Source organism: Sphingosinicella rhizophila, from assembly GCF_032378825.1.
Classification (GTDB): domain Bacteria; phylum Pseudomonadota; class Alphaproteobacteria; order Sphingomonadales; family Sphingomonadaceae; genus Allosphingosinicella; species Allosphingosinicella rhizophila.
The window spans coordinates 88,990-104,459 of the sequence record NZ_JAVUPU010000006.1 but is presented as its reverse complement, the minus strand read 5'-3'; the positions used below and the strand labels follow the sequence as shown (position 1 = coordinate 104,459).

Here is a 15,470-nt window from a genome sequence, read left to right as displayed (position 1 = left end):
CCGGCTCGTTGAGTCCCGATGGCCAGCATAGCCCACCTCTCGGACGTCCATTTCGGGCGCCACGATCCGCATATCGTGCAGGCGCTCGAAACCTGGCTGGCGGCCCGGCGGCCGGATCTGGTGGTGGTGAGCGGCGATCTCACCCAGCGTGCCAGGGTGGCGCAATACCGGCTGGCCGCAGCCTTCATCGAACGGTTGAAGGAGGGCGGCCTTCCGGTGCTGGCCGTGCCGGGAAATCACGATGTCCCGCTCTACGATATCTTCCGGCGCTTCGCGCGGCCGTTGCGCCGTTACCGCCGCTTCATCGATCGGGACCTCTGCCCATGGTTCGAGAATGACGAGCTGGTCGTGCTGGGCATCAATACGGCACGCTCCCTAACCATCAAGGATGGCCGCATCAGCCACGAGCAGATGGCCCTGATCCGCGAGCGCTTCCGTGCGGTCGAGCCCGGCAAGACCCGGATCCTCGTCACCCACCACCCCTTGTTCGCGATGCCGATTGGCGAAGAGGAAGAGGAATTGACCAAAAGGGTCGGCCGCCACGAAGGCGCGCTGGCGGCGGTGGCCGAGGCCGGCGTCCACATCCTGCTGGCCGGCCATTTTCACCGCAGCTTCGCCCGCTCGGCGCGCGAGATGGTGGAGACGGCGGGCCCCGAGCTGGTGATCCAGGCCGGCACCGCGACCTCGACCCGCCTCCGCGCGGAGGAAAGGCAGAGCTTCAACTGGATCGAGGCGAAGCCCGATCATGTGACGGTCGAGGTGCAGAGCTGGGACGGCGCGGCCTTCCTGGGCGGCACGCCCGCCGCCTATCGCAGGGACGGCGCGCATTGGCATTTCGCCGGCCCGGGCGGAGCGGCGAGGGCAGGGGCCGCTGGAGCATCGCGCGAAGACGTGGACATCGATCTTTCGCCATAGACGTTGCGGCAGCGAAAATCGGGTACGCACGAATGCGTCACCCCTGACGGCCGGCCCGGTCGATCCAGGCGGCCAGCGGCTGCCACAGGGCCCGGCGCGCACTGCCGCCGATCACCATGCCGACATGGCCCTGGGTCAAGGCCAGGCGTTCGTCGCCGCCGACGGCGCTCGCTTCCGGGACGATGCGGTCGCTGGTGGAAACGATCTCCAGCCGGGGGCAGGCGAGGGTGGCCGGATCGATCCTTTGTCCCCCCACATGCCATTCGCCCTTTCCCGGGCGGTCCGCCTCCAGGAAATCCTCGAACATCTCGCGCGCGGCGGCGATCGGGATGGGCGGGCCGTCATTGGCCCAATCCTCCAGCGCCACGAAGGCCGCCGCTTCGGCGCTGTCCGGCGCCATGTCGGCAAAGGCCGCGAACTTGCCGACCGTGCGGGCGGGGTCCAGGCTCCAGAAAGCGCTCTGCAGCACCTCCATCGGCAGCACGCCCAGCCGTTCCGCCGTCCCCCTCGCGCCTCTCCAGAGCGCGCCCAGCCCGGTCCGCGCCTCGTCCGGAAAGCCGGCGAAGCGCCACGGTGCGGCGATGGTGGCGAGGCTGCGGACTTCGGCCAGCTGCGCCGCCGCCATCGTCATCGTGCCGCCCAGGCAATAGCCGACCAGATGCGGCGCTTCGCCGAGTTCGGCCATCAGCGGCAGCAGGATCTGCTCGACATGGCCGGCGACGCTCAAATCCGCCCGTTCTTCCGCCCAGCCCCAGTCGAGCAGCAGGACGCGATGGCCCCGGTCCGCCAGCCAGCGCAACAGCGATCTGTCCCGGCCGAGGTCGAGGATCCGGGGCGGGTTGATCAGGGACGGCACGAACAGCACGGCCGGACCCTCGCCGCCATAATCGCGCAGGGCGGCGCCGTGGCGGCTCGCAAGCGCCGGCTTGGCCGCCGCCGCCGGCCCGCGCGGCGCCTCCTGATAGGCGCGCAGCCCGGCCAGGGCTTGCGCCATCAATGCAGGTTTTGCTGCGCTTTCGCTGCGCAGCATGGCCAGGAACAGAGGGAGGGGCCGGGGCTTGTGTTGCGGTGCGGCAAGCTTTGGTGTTAGGGCCGATGCTACAGATTCAGAGGGACTTCCCATGGCTGCTCCGGAACCCGGCGATGATGTCGTCATCATCAAGAAATACGCGAACCGACGGCTCTATGACACGGAAAGTTCGAGCTACATAACGCTCGAGCGGCTGGCGGAGATGGTCCGGCAGAAACGCGAGTTCAAGGTCGTCGATGCCAAGAGCGGGGAGGACATCACCCACAATGTCCTGACCCAGATCATCATGGACGAGGAATCGCGCGGCGGGACCATGCTGCCGATCAACTTCCTGCGCCAGCTCATCTCCATGTACGGCGATTCCATGCAGTCGATGGTGCCGCAATATCTGGAAGCCTCGCTGGAGGCGTTCCAGCGCAACCAGTCGCAGTTCCGCGACGCCATGGCCGGCGCCTTTTCCGGCGGCCCGTTCGCCGATCTGGCGCGGCGCAACATGGAGATGTTCAAGTCTGCCGCCGGCGGCAATGCGGCGTCTGCGGCTGCGGCGCCCACGTCCGAGCAGGAAGATGAGATCGACCGGCTCAAGAACCAGCTCGCGGAACTGCAGGCCAAGGTCGACAAGCTGGTCAAATAAGCAGGCGTTTGCCGGCAACCGTTCGCCGGCCGCGCGCCCTCGCCCGAAACACCGTTCAAAAAAATCCTCCCCCGGTCGCCCGGAGGAGGATCTTCAACCTCTGCGGTTCGAACCCTCCCGGCATGGCCGGGAGGATTGCGAACGGATCAGAAATTGGCGCGGACGCCGAACGTGAAGTAGCGCCCGATCAGATCGTGATAGGGCGATCCCACCGCACCCAGCGCGGGGTCGCGATCGAACAGGTTCTGGACCGAACCATAGATCGTGATCTTCCTGTCGTCGCCGATCGGGAAGTAACCGCGCAGGCCAAGGTCGATATAGGTGCGCGCCGCGATCCTGTTGTCGCCCTGGTTCGGCAAGACCGATGCCGGCGCATATTCGCCGCCGCCGACATAACGGGCGCGGATGTCGCTCCCGAAACGCTCGCTTTCATAGGTGGTGGACAGCAGCCCGCGCCATTTCGGTACCAGGTAGACGGCCTGGGCGCCGAGATAGCCGGCGCCCTCGATCGCGGCGACGCCATTGTCGAGCACCAGGGTGTCGACATAATTGGCGAGTGCGCGAACGTGCAGCTGCCCCGGCAGGCCGATCCCCTCCATGCGCGTCCGGTAGGAGGCTTCGAGGTCGATGCCCTTGTTCCGGAAATTGGCGATGTTGATGAAGCTCGCATTGATCTCGCTGAGCACGCCGCCGACGCGGACGAGCTGGTCGCAGGCGCCCTGATTATTCTGCAGATAGCAGGTGTTGACGATCTGCTGAGCGCTCAGGGTGGTGATCACGTCCTCGATCTTGATGTCGAAATAGTCGATCGAGAAATTGAAGCCCGGCATGAAGCGGGGCGACAGCACCGCGCCGACGGTGAGCGTGTCGGCGATTTCCGGGCTGAGGTCCGGATTGCCGCCCGTGCGCAGGATGACCTGCGTGGTCGGATTGCCCGGCGAGCCGAGATCGCTGACGTTGGTGAAGAACGTGCCGCGCTGCGCGAACAGCTCGGTGATGGCCGCGGCACGGATGTCGCGCGAACGCGTCCCGCGCAGCTTCAGGCCGTCGATCACGTTCCAGACGAGGCCCAGCTTCCACGACCAGATCGACCCGCTGTCGCTATAATCGGAAATGCGGGCGGCGCCGTTGAAGTTCAGCTCCTGGACGATCGGCAGATCGGCAAGGAGAGGGATGTTCACCTCCGCAAAGGCTTCCTTCACATTGTTGCCGGTCTTGGCGATGTTCACGCCGTTGATGGTGTTGAAGCGGCTGGCGAGCGAGAACGGATCATAGGAGTTCGAGAAGGATTCCTCGCGATATTCGACACCCGCCGCGACCGAGACCGGCCGGTTCCACAACTGGAAGGCCTCGCCGCTGATGCTGGCGCCGACATGGTCGAGCCAGGTCTTGGCGATGACGTTCCAATCCTCGGTCACATAATCGATCGCCTCGGCCGAAGCATTGCCATTGCCGAACAGGTTGAGCGGACGGCAGTTCGGATCATTATTGTTCGGATTGGCATCGGCATTGATCCGGCAGACGATCTGGCCACCGACCTGCACGGCATCGACCGCAGCATTGAATTCGGTGCGGAGCGTGATGTCGCGCAGCCGCTGATTCTGGGTCTGCTCGCCATGCGTGTAGAAGGCATTGTAGCGCCACTTGCCGCCGCCGAACCGGCCGTCGAAGCCGATCGAGCCCTGGATCGATTCGCGGCTATATTTGTAGCGCGCGAGCGACACGTCGGTCAGGGCGCGGCCCATGACGAAGCTGGTTTCGCCTGCCGCGGCGAGCTGGTCGCGAATATCCTGCCGGAGGAAGGGATTTTCGGCCTGGATCGTGATCTGGTTGACGCCCAGGTCCGGGAAGTAGACGCGCTGGTCCCAGACCCGGTTGAAGCTGCCTTCGACCCACAGGTTGAGATTGTCGGTGACGTCGAAGCTGGCGCGCGCGAAGACGTTGGCGCGCTGGATCGGCGCCGACAGCGAGCGGTACTGATCCGTATTATAGGCTTCGGGATCGGGACTATCGATCTGCAGCGTCGGGGCGCCCGGACGACGGGTGCCATATTGGAACGCGCGCAGCGTCCCGTCATTGTTGAACACCTGTCCGGCAAGGACGCCGGTGTTGATCAGGCCGGTCTGGGTCCGGTTCGACTCGGTGATATTGGCGGTCGGATAAAGCTTTCCGTCCGGGCCCGGCACAAAGGCGGTGGCGCCGATCAGCGGGCGGGAAATGCCCGGGATGACGCCTTCGTCCTTCAGATAGTCGGCGCCGATCATGAAATGGCCGCGGCCGTCGGCGAACTTCGCGCCGAACGAGCCTTCGAACAGATATTTTTCGCCGTCGCCGCGCGTCGAGATGCCGGTCTGCGCGCCGATCTCGAACCCTTCCAGCTCGTCGTTCAGGAGCAAATCGGCTGCCAAAAACGGAAATGTGAGGCCTCTACAGGATCAACGCCCTGCTAACCAATTTACATCAAAGGATAAACCATGACCCGGCGGGGCGAAAGATCGGGAAAATCCGGCCGATTTTGCTGTTGCTTTCATGTCACAATGGACAAGAACCTGCAAAAAAGCGCCGAACGGGCCGCAAAGTCCGGCGATCGCGGCCGGGGAAAAGCCCGATCCCAACCTGTCCTCGCGCCGGCGCCAGCCCGGGGTACCGGTCAGGAATCCATAGGTCCAGAGCAGGCGATTCGCCCCTTCTCAAGACGGAATCCGGGCACCCACCCGCCCGGCGCAGGTCGTTACTCCGGCTTGACGAACTTCAGCGTCATCCGGTCGCTTTCTCCGATCGCGACATATTTCTCCCGGTCCTTGGCCTCCAGCGCGAGCGAGGGCGGCAAGGTCCATACCCCGTCCGGCCAATCGGCGCTGTCCCTGGGATTGGCATTGATCTCGGACGATCCCGCCAGCCGGAATCCGGCCGCCTCGGCAAGCCGCCGCACCGTCGACACCTTGATATAGCCGCTCTTCTTCTCGCGGTCCGCCGACGCATTTTCGGGCAGCCGATGGTCGACGATGCCGAGCACGCCGCCCGGCTTCAGCATCCGGTAGATCTGGCGGAAGGCATCCTCGCCATAATCCTGCTCGTTGTTGCGATAGCCCATCCGCCAATTGTGGACGTTGCGGAAGGTGAGGACGACATCGGCGGTCCCGTCCGGCACGATCTGCTCCCCGGCTTCGAAGCGGGGGAAGGTCGCGGTGCGGACGCCGTCATAGAGCGCGGGATTGGCGGCTTTCAGCTTCTTGATGCCGCCCATGCCCCACTCCGGCGCGACCGCCCACAAGGTGCCGCCGCCCGACGCGAGATAGGGCGCGAGGATTTCGGTATACCAGCCGCCGCCCGGCCAGATCTCGACCACGGTGTCGCTCGGGCGGACGCCGAAATAACGCAGGGTTTCGACCGGGTGCCGGTACCGGTCCCGCGCGACATTGGCCGGCGTGCGGGTAGAAGCCGCCACCGCCGTCTCCAGCGCGCGCGATGCGGAACCGCCGTCCCGCTCCACCGGCGCGCAGGCCGCGGTCCCCAGCAACAGGATAGTCGAGAACGCGGCAACAAGGCTCTGGCGCATCGGATTCCTCCCTTTACATGATCGGGTGGATCATGATGGACGCAGGGACATGACGCAAGCGGGACTGTGGTGGGGGGCAGGGGTGTCGATGGCGATCGCCCTGCTCGCCGGCCTGGCGGAGTGGCGCCGGGGCAAAAGACGGGATCTGGACCGGGTGGGCATCATGCCCTGGAACGCGATCCAGATATTCGCCTTGCTGATCGCCGTGATCGCGGCGGCCTTGGCCTTGAAGGGTTGAGATCGCGCCCCGCCTTGCCACCGCACGCGCTCTGCGCATAGGATCGAAACGATCCCGACAGGAGACGATGTGAAGCCCTGGTTGAAGCCTTGCCGCCTGCTCTTCCTCGCACCGGCCCTGCTGCTCGCGCCGGTCCTGTCGGCCTGTCAGCAGCGTTCCGTGGCGGAGGCTGGCCTACGTTCGCCAGCCCCAGCCTTTGCCCAGGCCCCGGCCTTTGCCGAAACATCGTGCGGGCGCTGTCACGCCGTCGCACCGAACCGCCTGTCGCCCAATCCCGCCGCGCCGCCCTTCGACCTCATCGTCAACAAGCCGGGGCTGACCTCGGAGACGCTTTCGGTCTGGCTGCGGGATGCGCATAATTATCCCGAGGAAATGGCCTTCGCGCTCGATCCGCGCCAGGTGGACGAACTCGTCGCCTATATGCTGACGCTCCAGGATCCGGACTTCCGGCCGCCCACCTGAGTCGGCGGCCCGCCGCTACCGCTTCGGCCAGATCCAGTCCGGCGGATCCTGATTTTCGACATAGGTCTCGCCGGCTTTGCCGAGCGCGATTTCGTGGACGCCGTAATTTCCGCGCAATATCTCGATCAGCCGCTCGCTGTGGGAAACGATCACGATCTGGGTCGCCCTGGATGCATTTTTCAGCAGCCGGGCCAGCGCGTCCAGCAAGGAAGGGTGCAGGCTCGCCTCCGGTTCGTTGAGGATCATGATCTCGGGCGGGCGCGGGGAAAGCAGGGCGGCCGCGAGCAGCAGATAGCGGAGCGTCCCGTCCGACAATTCCTTGGCCTCGAGCGGGCGCAGCAGGCCGGGCTGGTCCATCTCCACCACGCCATAATCTTCGCCGGTCACGTTCAGCCGCGCGCCCGGAAAGGCATCGTCCACCGCTTCTGCGAGCGAAATATCGTCGCCGATCGCCATGATCGTCCGGACCGCGGCGGCAAGATCGGCGCCGTCTCCGGCCAGGACCGGCGTGAAGGTCATCACCTGCGGGCGCCGCGCCGGCGCCTCGGCATCGGTGCGCAGATTGTCGTAGAAGCGCCAGTTGCGCATCCTCTCGCGCATCACCAGCAGCTCGAGCCCGTCGTCCGGATCGGCATAATGGCTGATCATGGAATCGAACGCCATCAGGTTGCTCAGCGATTTGCGCCAGCTGCCGTCGCTGGCGTTGCGCAGATTGACCGCCAGCCCCCGCCGCTCAGCGAACAGATTGGATCGTCCGAGCAACTCGCCGGTCCACATCGCCTCCACCTTGATTTCCGGATCGCGCTGGAACGGATACATCCGCTCCGGCAGGCCCAGGTCGATCGCATAGCCGAATGCCTCGCTGGAAAAGCCCAGGCGCATGCTGATCCCGCCTTTGCGCAACGTGCCCTGCACCCGGGTCTCGCCGCTGCGCATCCCCTGGCTGTAATTATCCGGCCCGGCCCACAGCACCGAGGACAGCCCGCCTTCCGCCGCGAGCGATCCGATCAGTCTGCCCTGCGCGGTTTCGGAAAGCAGGCGCAGCGCGCGATAGAGGTTCGATTTGCCGCTGCCGTTCGGCCCGGTGACGAGCGTGAACTGGTCGAGCCCGATCACCAGGTCGCGCAGCGATCGATATCCGGCGACGGCAAGGCGGGTGATCAAACGGAACCTCCTGAATCGGCTGGGTCCGTGCAGCACCTGCAACGCCCGGATCGCTCGACCTTCGGATTCGGGATCGCGCAGGATGCCGGCGACGGAGGATCGATCGATCGCCTGTCATTCCCATTCCTGGGCGCGGCGGTCAATCCGACAATCTGGCGGCGGGGATGCGCAGCGAGACCGAAAGCCCCTCGGCGGCCCAGTCATGGGCGATCCTGCCGCGGAATTGCCGCTCGATCGTGCGCGTGACGAGCAGGGCGCCGAAGCCGTCCGCGTCCGGCGGGCCTGCGACCGGCGGGCCGCCGCGCTCGCGCCAGTCGATGACCACATCCTCCCCCTCGCGGCGCCAGCCGATCTCGACGAGGCCGCGATCGTTGGACAGCGCGCCATATTTGGCGGCATTGGTGGCAAGCTCGTGGATCACCAGCGCCAGGCCGTTGATCGCATGCGCCCCGCAAAAGATCGGCGGGCCGTCCACAAGCAGCCGGTCCGCCCCCGTTCCCGCTTCATGGGCCCTGACGATCGATCTGATCAGGCCGCCCAGGTCGATCTGGGCCTGGCCACCGATCGACCTGACCTTGCGCTGGACCATCGAATGGGCATCGGCCAAGGCGTGCAGCCGTCCCGACAGCGCCGCGGCGAGATCCTCCACCGTCTCCGCCTTGCGGGCGCTGCCGCGGATCATGCCGTCGGTCATCGCGAACAGATTTTTCAGCCGGTGGCTCATTTCCTTCGCCAGCAATTCCTGTTCGTCCAGCGCGGCACGCAGATTCTCCTCCTGGCGGATCATCTTCAGCGCCATGCCCGCAAACCGCCCCAGCGCGGCCAGCGTGTCGGCATGGCCCCGGTGGAATTCCCCCTCCCGGGCGGCGACCACCCAGAGCGTGCCGAGCGGCTCCTCGCCGGCGAGGTGGAGCGGCACCAGAAGCACTTCCGGGATCACCAGATCTTCGGCGGCGATCCAGTCATAGGCGCGTTCGGGATGGCTGGAGAGCGTCACCTCGTCCCGGTCCAGCGTCACCCCGCACGGGCTGTCGTCGCGCGGCGTCGTCGCCCCTTCGAACGGCGCCAGATTCCCGTGCAGGTGGCGCCACCGGAACAGGCCCGGCGCCGGCTCCGGCTCGTAGAGGCTCAGGCCGGCGGAAACCGCGCCCGTCAGCTCCATCGCCAGTTCGACGAACCGGGGCAGCATGGTCGCCGGCGCCTTGGCCATCGCCCCGGCCAGCTCCTGCATCGCCCGGCTGGTGCGGCTGGCCGCGACCGGGCGGCGCGGCCGCCGGTTCAGCCTGTCGCTGATATAGACGTCCGAATTCGCCTTGTCGGCGATCGAGGCCAGCAGGGTGCTCATGAAACGAAGCTAATCGCAATTCGGCCGCGGCGCGAGTCGCTATCGCCGCAACCTATGTTCATCTTTCGGCGGTGCCTGGATGCTTCCGCCGCTCAGCGCGCGCGGCTGGCGCGGACTTCCTCGTCGCTCAGCCGTCGCAGGCTGCTGATCTGGCACTGCCGCGGGCCGATCGGGCTGGGCACGATCAGCTCGGCATCCAGGCCCTGGCACACCCAGCTGGATCCGCCGGTGGCACGGATGCCGATCCGCTGCGCCCAGTCGATGTCGGAGCAATTGCCGAAAAGCTCCAGCTGATAGGTCTGCGAAGCGCCGACGCTGACATTGACCGTGTCGTCGTCGACCGCGTTGAAGCCGTTCACGTCCGCGGCCCTGAAACAGCTGTCGCCCCTGGTCTGGGCCGCGCTTCTTCCCGGCTCGTCGGTCGCCGCGCAGGCCGCCAGGCCGAAGCTCGCTGCGCCGAGCATGACGCTCATCAATATACGGGTGGAGGAATATACCATATCGGGCTCCTGTTTCCGGAACGCCCCCTATGACCAACCGAAAAACGAACCGGGAGTTCCGCCGGTGCGGCCCTCGGCACCGAATCCGGCAAGGACCAGGGCCGGCCTGCCTGCGGTCCAGGCCGCCGCACCGGCGGAACCGCCCCGGCGGGGATACGTTCCCGAAAAAAGGGGCAGGGCGGATGGATGCAAAATTCTCCGGCCCTGAAAGGCGCGCACGTTTCCGGCCGGACACCTTTCCGGCGATTCCGCGCCCAACGATCGCACCGTCTCGAAGGAGCCTCAAATGCCAGACTGGGCCATCACCCTCGCGGTCTTCATCGCCTTGTCGACCTTGCTTTTCATCGCGTTCAAACTGTCCGAGATCGCACGCATCCTCCGCTGCCGAGGGAAGGACTGATCCTGTCGCGGGGGCGGGGACATCTCGCGCCCGATCGGAGGCTCGATCGCCTCCGCCGACGCGTGACGACTAGCCGACGACCTCGCCGATCACGCGCAGCCAGTTGCCGCCCAGGATCTTCAGGATATCGTCCCTTTTGTAGCCGCGCCTGATCAGCCCGCCAGTGGCATATTTGATCTTGTGCTGGTCGTTCATCCCTTCCGTGCCCATCGGATAGCGGAAGCGGTAGCTGTCCTTGAAATAGGGCTCGCCGTAAAAGGCCAAAGTCTCTTTCTTCAGCTTGGGATCGGTCGGCCAGCCGCGGATCAGCGTGTCGGTGCCGAAGCCGACATGGTTGACGCCGACCAGCTTCACGACATGGTCGACATGGTCGAGGAACCGGTCCATCGTCGCCGGGATGGGATCGTTGGTCACCATCGGCCCGACGGTGGTCAGCCCCATCACCCCGCCCTTGGCGGCCAGCGCCTTGATCAGCTCGTCGGGCTTGTTGCGCGGATGCTGGCTGATCGCATGGCATTCGGTGTGGGAGAAGATCGGCGGCTTCTTCGAAAATTTGATCGCGTCGGCGCAGGTCGCCCAGGCCGAATGGGACGTGTCGACCATGATGCCGAGCTCGTTCATCCGCTCGACCACCGCCACGCCGAAATCGCTGAGGCCGGAATTGGTCCGCTCGGTCGCGCCGTCGCCCAGCAGGTTGCGCTCATTATAGGTCAGCTGCATCTGGCGGATGCCGAGCTCGTGGAACAGGTCGATATTCTCCAGCTTGCCGTCGGCCGGGCAATTCTGGGAATTGAGCAGGATGCCGTTCTTCCCCTCCGCCTTGGCGCGGCGGATGTCGGCGGCCGACGTCACGTGCAGCAATTTGTCCTGATGGTCGTCGATGAACCCTTGCCAGGCGATGCAATCGGCGATCAGGCCGTCGCGCGGCCAGGCGTTGAGCATATGCGATCCCTGGGGGCTTTCCGGCGATCGCGTGCCCAGGGTCGTGCTCATCACCGTATAGCCGCTCTCCTGGATATAGCGCAGCCCTTCCGCGTCGCGCCGCTCGTCGGCCAGCAGGTCGATGACGATCGCTTCCTTGTACAGATCCTCGGCATCCTTCATCAACGGCGCGAGATCGGCCGCCTTGCCGAGTGCGGGCAGCGCCCAGGCCAGGAGCGCGGCCGACCCCCCGAAACGCAGCAGCTCACGCCTGTCGAACATATCCTTCTCCCCGTCCCGTGCGGCACCAACCCGCCTATATGTTAAGAGCCGCACGCCCGGAGCAAGCGAGTAAGGCTGACCCGCAGGTGAAGTTTTTCTGACCCTGCCATAATTCGGGGACACTATACTATTTTTGTGCACGGCGCTCGCCGCGCCAGGCGGCACGCGGCGTTGCATTCCGACGCGTCCCATGATCCTGTGCGGCGGGCAAAAACCGACGATCCGGCGCACCATCGCCGGCAAGGATGAAGAAGCGAATGACAGTCCGGACAGGCAGCTGCCTTTGTGGCGCGAGAGCCTATGAGATCGATGGCGAGATCGACGGCGTCGTCGTCTGCCATTGTTCGCTATGCCGCAAGGCCTCCGGCGCGAACGGAAACTGGATCCTGATCGTGCCGAAGCAAAGCTTCCGCTGGGTGCGGGGGGAGGATCACGAAATCACCTTCGCCCTGCGCCCGACCTACGCCATCACCCGCTGCAAGACCTGCGGCACGCCGCTTCCGGCCGAAACCGATGCGAAGAATGTCTATGTCACCGCGGGAACGCTCGACGTCCCGCTCGGCAAGGGCATAACCGCCCACCTGTTCTGCGCTTCCGGCGCCGACTGGGACCGCGACGAACCCGATGCCCGCTCCTTCGACGAGCGCCCGGGCTGACGCCGGCGGCACTGCACGGATTTTCCAGAAGGACAGGGGGTTGAACTGCCCCTCAGCCGAAATCTTCGCCGTTCAGCGTACGTATCCAACCGGCCAGAAAAGCGCCGGGAATACTCCCGACGGACGTCCAGAACATTACGGCGGGAATTTCCAGGACTGCGGTCGAAGTCCCGTAGCGCCAGATCAGTAGGGAAGCCGCGATGATCAGCCCGGTGACCATGGGCACGAGACACCCATATGTCGCTGGATGGACCCGGGTGAATAGCGAAAGAAGCAGGGCGAGCATGAATGCACCCAGTATCAAGGCTTCGATGCTCATTCTGGATCTCCGCCATCACCGTCGCAGCCAGAGCCCGCTCCCGCCTGCCGCCTCCGGCCTATTCTTCTGGCCGATGCGGTGCGCTCAGGCGCTCTCCGCCAATGCCTCGGCGATACGGTCCTTCAGCGTAAGCCGCCGCTTGCGCAATTCCGTCTCATGCTCCTGCGTGACCGGGACGACGTTCGTCTCCGCCACATGGATCTCGTCATTGACCGCGTCATATTCCAGCAGCAGCTTTGCAAATCGGGCATCCGAGGCCTTGAGGGCGTGGATCCGATCGAGCTGGCCGGGGAATTCTTCACCCAGCGTGTGCGGTGTATTCGACATTCGTTCCTCCGATCGCGATCGAGACCAAGGCTGCAGACCGGATTGAAGGACGGGCGCATATCCGGACCCGATGTCTGTGACGGCTGTCGGGCCGGCTTTTCTACCGTTTCCGACCGCCCATGTCGACGCCGTGCCGGCTTGGCCGCAGCATGGGCCCGCGGCATCCGCCGGGACGGACCCCGCTTTCACTGTCATCCCGCACCGGCTCTTGCTACCAGCGCCGGCAGATCGAAAAGGAACCTCCACGATGCCGAACGCCGTAACCGCAAAAGCGCGCCTCGAGGACCAACTCCGCGAACTGAACGAACGGCAGGATCGCATCGCCCGGGACCTGGCCGAGCCGCTCAACGCGGATTCGTCCGAACGCGCCGTAGAGACGGAGGATGATGCATCGCTGGAAGGCCAGGCGGCGCTGATCGCGCGCGAGATCGCCTCCGTGAACCGGGCGCTGCTGCGGATCGAAAACGGCACTTATGGCGAATGCACCCGATGCGGATCGGAAATCGCTCCCGGACGCCTGGAAGCCCGGCCGGAAGCCGCCTTGTGCATATCCTGCGCGAACCAGGAACGATGACGATCCGGTCCCGGAGAGACTTCAAGCCAGATGGAATGATGGGCTGACTTTCTGCCGATCGGCGCCACGCACCCCGTCACCAACCCCGGCGACAGCGAATCCGTCACCAGCTTTGATGAAGCTGCCACGCTTTTGAAAGTGTAGTGCTCGGCCCGGGACTCGAACAGAACGCCGCCGCCGAACATGGCCGGCGCACCGATTCCCGACAGGAGGAGCGAATGGATACCAGAACCGGTCGGTGCGCCTTCCTCTGCACCTTGTCCGCGGGCCTTTGCAGCCTTGCCGTGCCGGCAGCGGCGGCGAATAGCGGCCTTCCCGCCGCCCCAAGCGGCCCCGTGGCGGGCCTCGCGGGCCACATCCTGGGCGACGAAGCCCTGGCGGCCATCCGCGCCCGCTACATCCTTCCGGGCAGCACGGTGATCGTGCAGATCGGGAACGGGGACGATACGTCCACGACTTATTATCAGAGGGACCCCGCGACCCCGGGATCCGCCATGGTGAGCGTCACGGGCAGCACGACGACGACCGCCTATGCGGCCACCGGCGGTCCGGGCACCAATGTGAGTGTCAGCCGGACTCTCTCCGTCTCGAGAAGCTTCAGCTCTCGTCATTGAAGCGGACGTGTCCCATGGCGCCGACGGCCTGCCATGCGAAAACAGGGACAGTATATATTTATTGCGCATCGAAGCGGACCTGAACCCGCAAGAATGAGAACCGCCCCTCCGTCAGCTTAAAAAAATGGCGATCCAGGCGAGATCGACAAAAACAAGAGAGCGCTACCCGATCGACAGCAGCCGCCAAGGATAGTGCCTGCTTGCAAAGCAGCCCAAAAGGACGGCAGCGACGAGCAGCGCTGGGCTGAGCACCAGGATGGAAAGGATCGACGCGCGCCCCTCCGTCTCCTGAATTACCCTGCCGTCGGCCTCGCTCTCCCCGCCCGCCACCGCGCCCACCGTTCCACCCACCCGCCATGATAGGATCCCCATTCCCACACGGCGATCGCCACGAACAGGCCGGTCGCGGCCATGTGGAGGTGGAGCGGGGCAGGGTGGACGGCCACCGCCCAGGCGCCGAGCAAGGCGAACATCCCGATCCCGACCAGATGGGAAAGCGGCCACCGCCCCGAAACGCCCGTCATCCGCTTGAACGCCGCCGTGCCGCCGATGAACAGCAACGCTCCGCCCAGCAACGCCGCGAGCAGGAACGGCCCGCCATGGCCGGCCGGGTGGACCAGCACCTGTTCGTCCGCCACCGCCAGCACGATGATGCCGGCGACGATCGGGATATGGCAATAGGTATAGGCCGCGCGGCCCAGCAGGCCGGGCCGGCTGTCATGTTCGATCCGGTCGCTGCCGCGGCGCGCGCCGGTATCGAAATAGATCCACCACATCGCCACCGATGCGGCAAAGGCGCTGACGAAGGCCGCCACGGTCGCGCCGTCCGCCTCCAGCCGGGCGAAGGTCGCGCCGGTCACGAGTATCCCTTCGCCCAGCGACAGGATGATGAACAGCGCGCAGCGTTCGGCCATATGCTCGCCGCTGATCGCCCAATCCTCCGCCGTCGACCGGCCGAGCCCGGGCACGGCGAAGAAGGTCGCCGGCCCCGCATATTCCACCGCGAGCGCCGCGCTCCACCACAACAGCCGGCGCGTCGGATCCGCGTCCAGCCCGCCCGCGATCCACAACGGCGCCGCCGCCAGGAAATAGAAGCCGGCGCGGGTCATGTTCCACGATCCCGCCTGCCACTCGCCCCGCGCCCAGGCGGTATAGAAGGTGCGGCTCACCTGGATCGCGACATAGGCCAAGGCGAAATAAAGGCCGTAGCGCCCGAACGCCTGCGGGATCGCGCTGGAAAGGACCAGTCCCAGCAGCATCACGAACGCCAGCTTCAACCGCACCGGCGCCCGCTCCGGATCCAGCCAGTTGGTCGCCCAGGCCGTGTAGATCCACGCCCACCACACGGCCAGGAACATCACCAGGGTCTGCAGCACCCCGGCGAGATTGTGATGCTCCAGCAGGTAATGGGAAAGCTGGGTGACCGCGAACACGAAGACGAGGTCGAAGAACAGCTCCATCGGGTGGACGCTATGGTCGGCGGAGGGGCCGGTGGGGCGGGTGAAGGGGAGGCGGGGCATAGGGGATTAG

At 65.6% G+C, this 15,470-nt stretch carries 17 protein-coding genes; 7 read left to right on the top strand and 10 right to left on the bottom strand.

Annotated elements, in window-relative coordinates; genetic code table 11:
• Window positions 1-18 precede the first annotated feature (18 nt).
• Complete coding sequence (locus tag RQX22_RS12805; RefSeq protein ID WP_315726933.1) at window positions 19-915, top strand: metallophosphoesterase family protein; 897 nt, start codon at window positions 19-21, stop codon at window positions 913-915.
• Window positions 916-952: 37 nt separating this feature from the next.
• Here RQX22_RS12805 and RQX22_RS12800 read toward each other — a convergent pair whose 3' ends face one another.
• A complete protein-coding gene (locus RQX22_RS12800; RefSeq protein WP_315726932.1) occupies window positions 953-1,945 on the bottom strand; it encodes an alpha/beta hydrolase in 993 nt (330 codons plus the stop codon).
• Between the two features lie 91 nt (window positions 1,946-2,036).
• On the opposite strand from RQX22_RS12800, the gene phaR reads away from it, so the two are divergent.
• Window positions 2,037-2,579, top strand: coding sequence for a polyhydroxyalkanoate synthesis repressor PhaR (phaR, locus tag RQX22_RS12795; RefSeq protein ID WP_315726931.1), 543 nt, complete (start codon window positions 2,037-2,039; stop codon window positions 2,577-2,579).
• 146 nt (window positions 2,580-2,725) lie between these two features.
• On the opposite strand, the gene RQX22_RS12790 is transcribed toward phaR, so the two are convergent.
• Together RQX22_RS12790 and RQX22_RS12785 are read right to left on the bottom strand one after the other, a co-directional pair.
• Window positions 2,726-4,987, bottom strand: coding sequence for a TonB-dependent receptor domain-containing protein (locus RQX22_RS12790; RefSeq protein WP_315726930.1), 2,262 nt, complete (start codon window positions 4,985-4,987; stop codon window positions 2,726-2,728).
• A 323-nt stretch (window positions 4,988-5,310) separates the two neighbouring features.
• The gene (locus tag RQX22_RS12785) at window positions 5,311-6,138 is read right to left on the bottom strand and encodes a class I SAM-dependent methyltransferase (protein WP_315726929.1); all 828 of its coding nucleotides are present in this window, start codon (window positions 6,136-6,138) and stop codon (window positions 5,311-5,313) included.
• A gap of 49 nt (window positions 6,139-6,187) precedes the next feature.
• Between RQX22_RS12785 and RQX22_RS12780 the strand changes: the two genes are divergently transcribed.
• Window positions 6,188-6,376 (top strand): hypothetical protein, encoded by a 189-nt coding sequence (locus RQX22_RS12780; RefSeq protein WP_315726928.1) that lies wholly within the window; start codon window positions 6,188-6,190, stop codon window positions 6,374-6,376.
• 69 nt (window positions 6,377-6,445) lie between these two features.
• A complete protein-coding gene (locus RQX22_RS12775) occupies window positions 6,446-6,838 on the top strand; it encodes a hypothetical protein (RefSeq protein ID WP_315726927.1) in 393 nt (130 codons plus the stop codon).
• Between the two features lie 15 nt (window positions 6,839-6,853).
• Here RQX22_RS12775 and RQX22_RS12770 read toward each other — a convergent pair whose 3' ends face one another.
• The 4 genes from RQX22_RS12770 to RQX22_RS12755 form a co-directional block, all read right to left on the bottom strand.
• Entirely contained in the window at window positions 6,854-8,002 is a 1,149-nt protein-coding gene (locus RQX22_RS12770; protein ID WP_315726926.1) for an AAA family ATPase, read from the bottom strand.
• A gap of 139 nt (window positions 8,003-8,141) precedes the next feature.
• The gene (locus RQX22_RS12765) at window positions 8,142-9,347 is read right to left on the bottom strand and encodes an HWE histidine kinase domain-containing protein (RefSeq protein WP_315726925.1); all 1,206 of its coding nucleotides are present in this window, start codon (window positions 9,345-9,347) and stop codon (window positions 8,142-8,144) included.
• 92 nt (window positions 9,348-9,439) lie between these two features.
• On the bottom strand, window positions 9,440-9,847 hold the full coding sequence (locus tag RQX22_RS12760) for a DUF6491 family protein (protein WP_315726924.1): 408 nt from the start codon (window positions 9,845-9,847) through the stop codon (window positions 9,440-9,442).
• Window positions 9,848-10,316: 469 nt separating this feature from the next.
• A complete protein-coding gene (locus RQX22_RS12755; protein WP_315726923.1) occupies window positions 10,317-11,450 on the bottom strand; it encodes a dipeptidase in 1,134 nt (377 codons plus the stop codon).
• 257 nt (window positions 11,451-11,707) lie between these two features.
• Here RQX22_RS12755 and RQX22_RS12750 point away from each other — a divergent pair, with 257 nt between their 5' ends.
• Window positions 11,708-12,106 carry a GFA family protein gene (locus RQX22_RS12750; RefSeq protein ID WP_315726922.1) on the top strand — a complete coding sequence of 133 codons (399 nt, stop codon included), beginning with the start codon at window positions 11,708-11,710 and terminating at the stop codon, window positions 12,104-12,106.
• 52 nt (window positions 12,107-12,158) lie between these two features.
• On the opposite strand, the gene RQX22_RS12745 is transcribed toward RQX22_RS12750, so the two are convergent.
• On the bottom strand, window positions 12,159-12,425 hold the full coding sequence (locus RQX22_RS12745; RefSeq protein ID WP_315726921.1) for a hypothetical protein: 267 nt from the start codon (window positions 12,423-12,425) through the stop codon (window positions 12,159-12,161).
• 84 nt (window positions 12,426-12,509) lie between these two features.
• Window positions 12,510-12,752, bottom strand: coding sequence for a YdcH family protein (locus RQX22_RS12740; RefSeq protein WP_315726920.1), 243 nt, complete (start codon window positions 12,750-12,752; stop codon window positions 12,510-12,512).
• A 247-nt stretch (window positions 12,753-12,999) separates the two neighbouring features.
• On the opposite strand from RQX22_RS12740, the gene RQX22_RS12735 reads away from it, so the two are divergent.
• Both RQX22_RS12735 and RQX22_RS12730 read left to right on the top strand, forming a co-directional pair.
• Entirely contained in the window at window positions 13,000-13,326 is a 327-nt protein-coding gene (locus RQX22_RS12735; RefSeq protein ID WP_315726919.1) for a TraR/DksA family transcriptional regulator, read from the top strand.
• 218 nt (window positions 13,327-13,544) lie between these two features.
• Window positions 13,545-13,940: a hypothetical protein gene (locus RQX22_RS12730; RefSeq protein WP_315726918.1), complete on the top strand. Its 396-nt coding sequence runs from the start codon at window positions 13,545-13,547 to the stop codon at window positions 13,938-13,940.
• A 293-nt stretch (window positions 13,941-14,233) separates the two neighbouring features.
• On the opposite strand, the gene RQX22_RS12725 is transcribed toward RQX22_RS12730, so the two are convergent.
• Window positions 14,234-15,460 (bottom strand): low temperature requirement protein A, encoded by a 1,227-nt coding sequence (locus tag RQX22_RS12725; RefSeq protein WP_315726917.1) that lies wholly within the window; start codon window positions 15,458-15,460, stop codon window positions 14,234-14,236.
• Window positions 15,461-15,470: the final 10 nt, after the last annotated feature.

Coding starts and splice junctions, on each gene's coding strand:
- RQX22_RS12805 (WP_315726933.1), top strand. CDS start 19: ATGGCCAGCATAGCCCACCTCTCGGACGTCCATTTCGGGCGCCACGAT.
- RQX22_RS12800 (WP_315726932.1), bottom strand. CDS start 1,945: ATGCTGCGCAGCGAAAGCGCAGCAAAACCTGCATTGATGGCGCAAGCC.
- phaR (WP_315726931.1), top strand. CDS start 2,037: ATGGCTGCTCCGGAACCCGGCGATGATGTCGTCATCATCAAGAAATAC.
- RQX22_RS12785 (WP_315726929.1), bottom strand. CDS start 6,138: ATGCGCCAGAGCCTTGTTGCCGCGTTCTCGACTATCCTGTTGCTGGGG.
- RQX22_RS12780 (WP_315726928.1), top strand. CDS start 6,188: ATGACGCAAGCGGGACTGTGGTGGGGGGCAGGGGTGTCGATGGCGATC.
- RQX22_RS12765 (WP_315726925.1), bottom strand. CDS start 9,347: ATGAGCACCCTGCTGGCCTCGATCGCCGACAAGGCGAATTCGGACGTC.
- RQX22_RS12760 (WP_315726924.1), bottom strand. CDS start 9,847: ATGGTATATTCCTCCACCCGTATATTGATGAGCGTCATGCTCGGCGCA.
- RQX22_RS12755 (WP_315726923.1), bottom strand. CDS start 11,450: ATGTTCGACAGGCGTGAGCTGCTGCGTTTCGGGGGGTCGGCCGCGCTC.
- RQX22_RS12750 (WP_315726922.1), top strand. CDS start 11,708: ATGACAGTCCGGACAGGCAGCTGCCTTTGTGGCGCGAGAGCCTATGAG.
- RQX22_RS12745 (WP_315726921.1), bottom strand. CDS start 12,425: ATGAGCATCGAAGCCTTGATACTGGGTGCATTCATGCTCGCCCTGCTT.
- RQX22_RS12740 (WP_315726920.1), bottom strand. CDS start 12,752: ATGTCGAATACACCGCACACGCTGGGTGAAGAATTCCCCGGCCAGCTC.
- RQX22_RS12735 (WP_315726919.1), top strand. CDS start 13,000: ATGCCGAACGCCGTAACCGCAAAAGCGCGCCTCGAGGACCAACTCCGC.
- RQX22_RS12730 (WP_315726918.1), top strand. CDS start 13,545: ATGGATACCAGAACCGGTCGGTGCGCCTTCCTCTGCACCTTGTCCGCG.
- RQX22_RS12725 (WP_315726917.1), bottom strand. CDS start 15,460: ATGCCCCGCCTCCCCTTCACCCGCCCCACCGGCCCCTCCGCCGACCAT.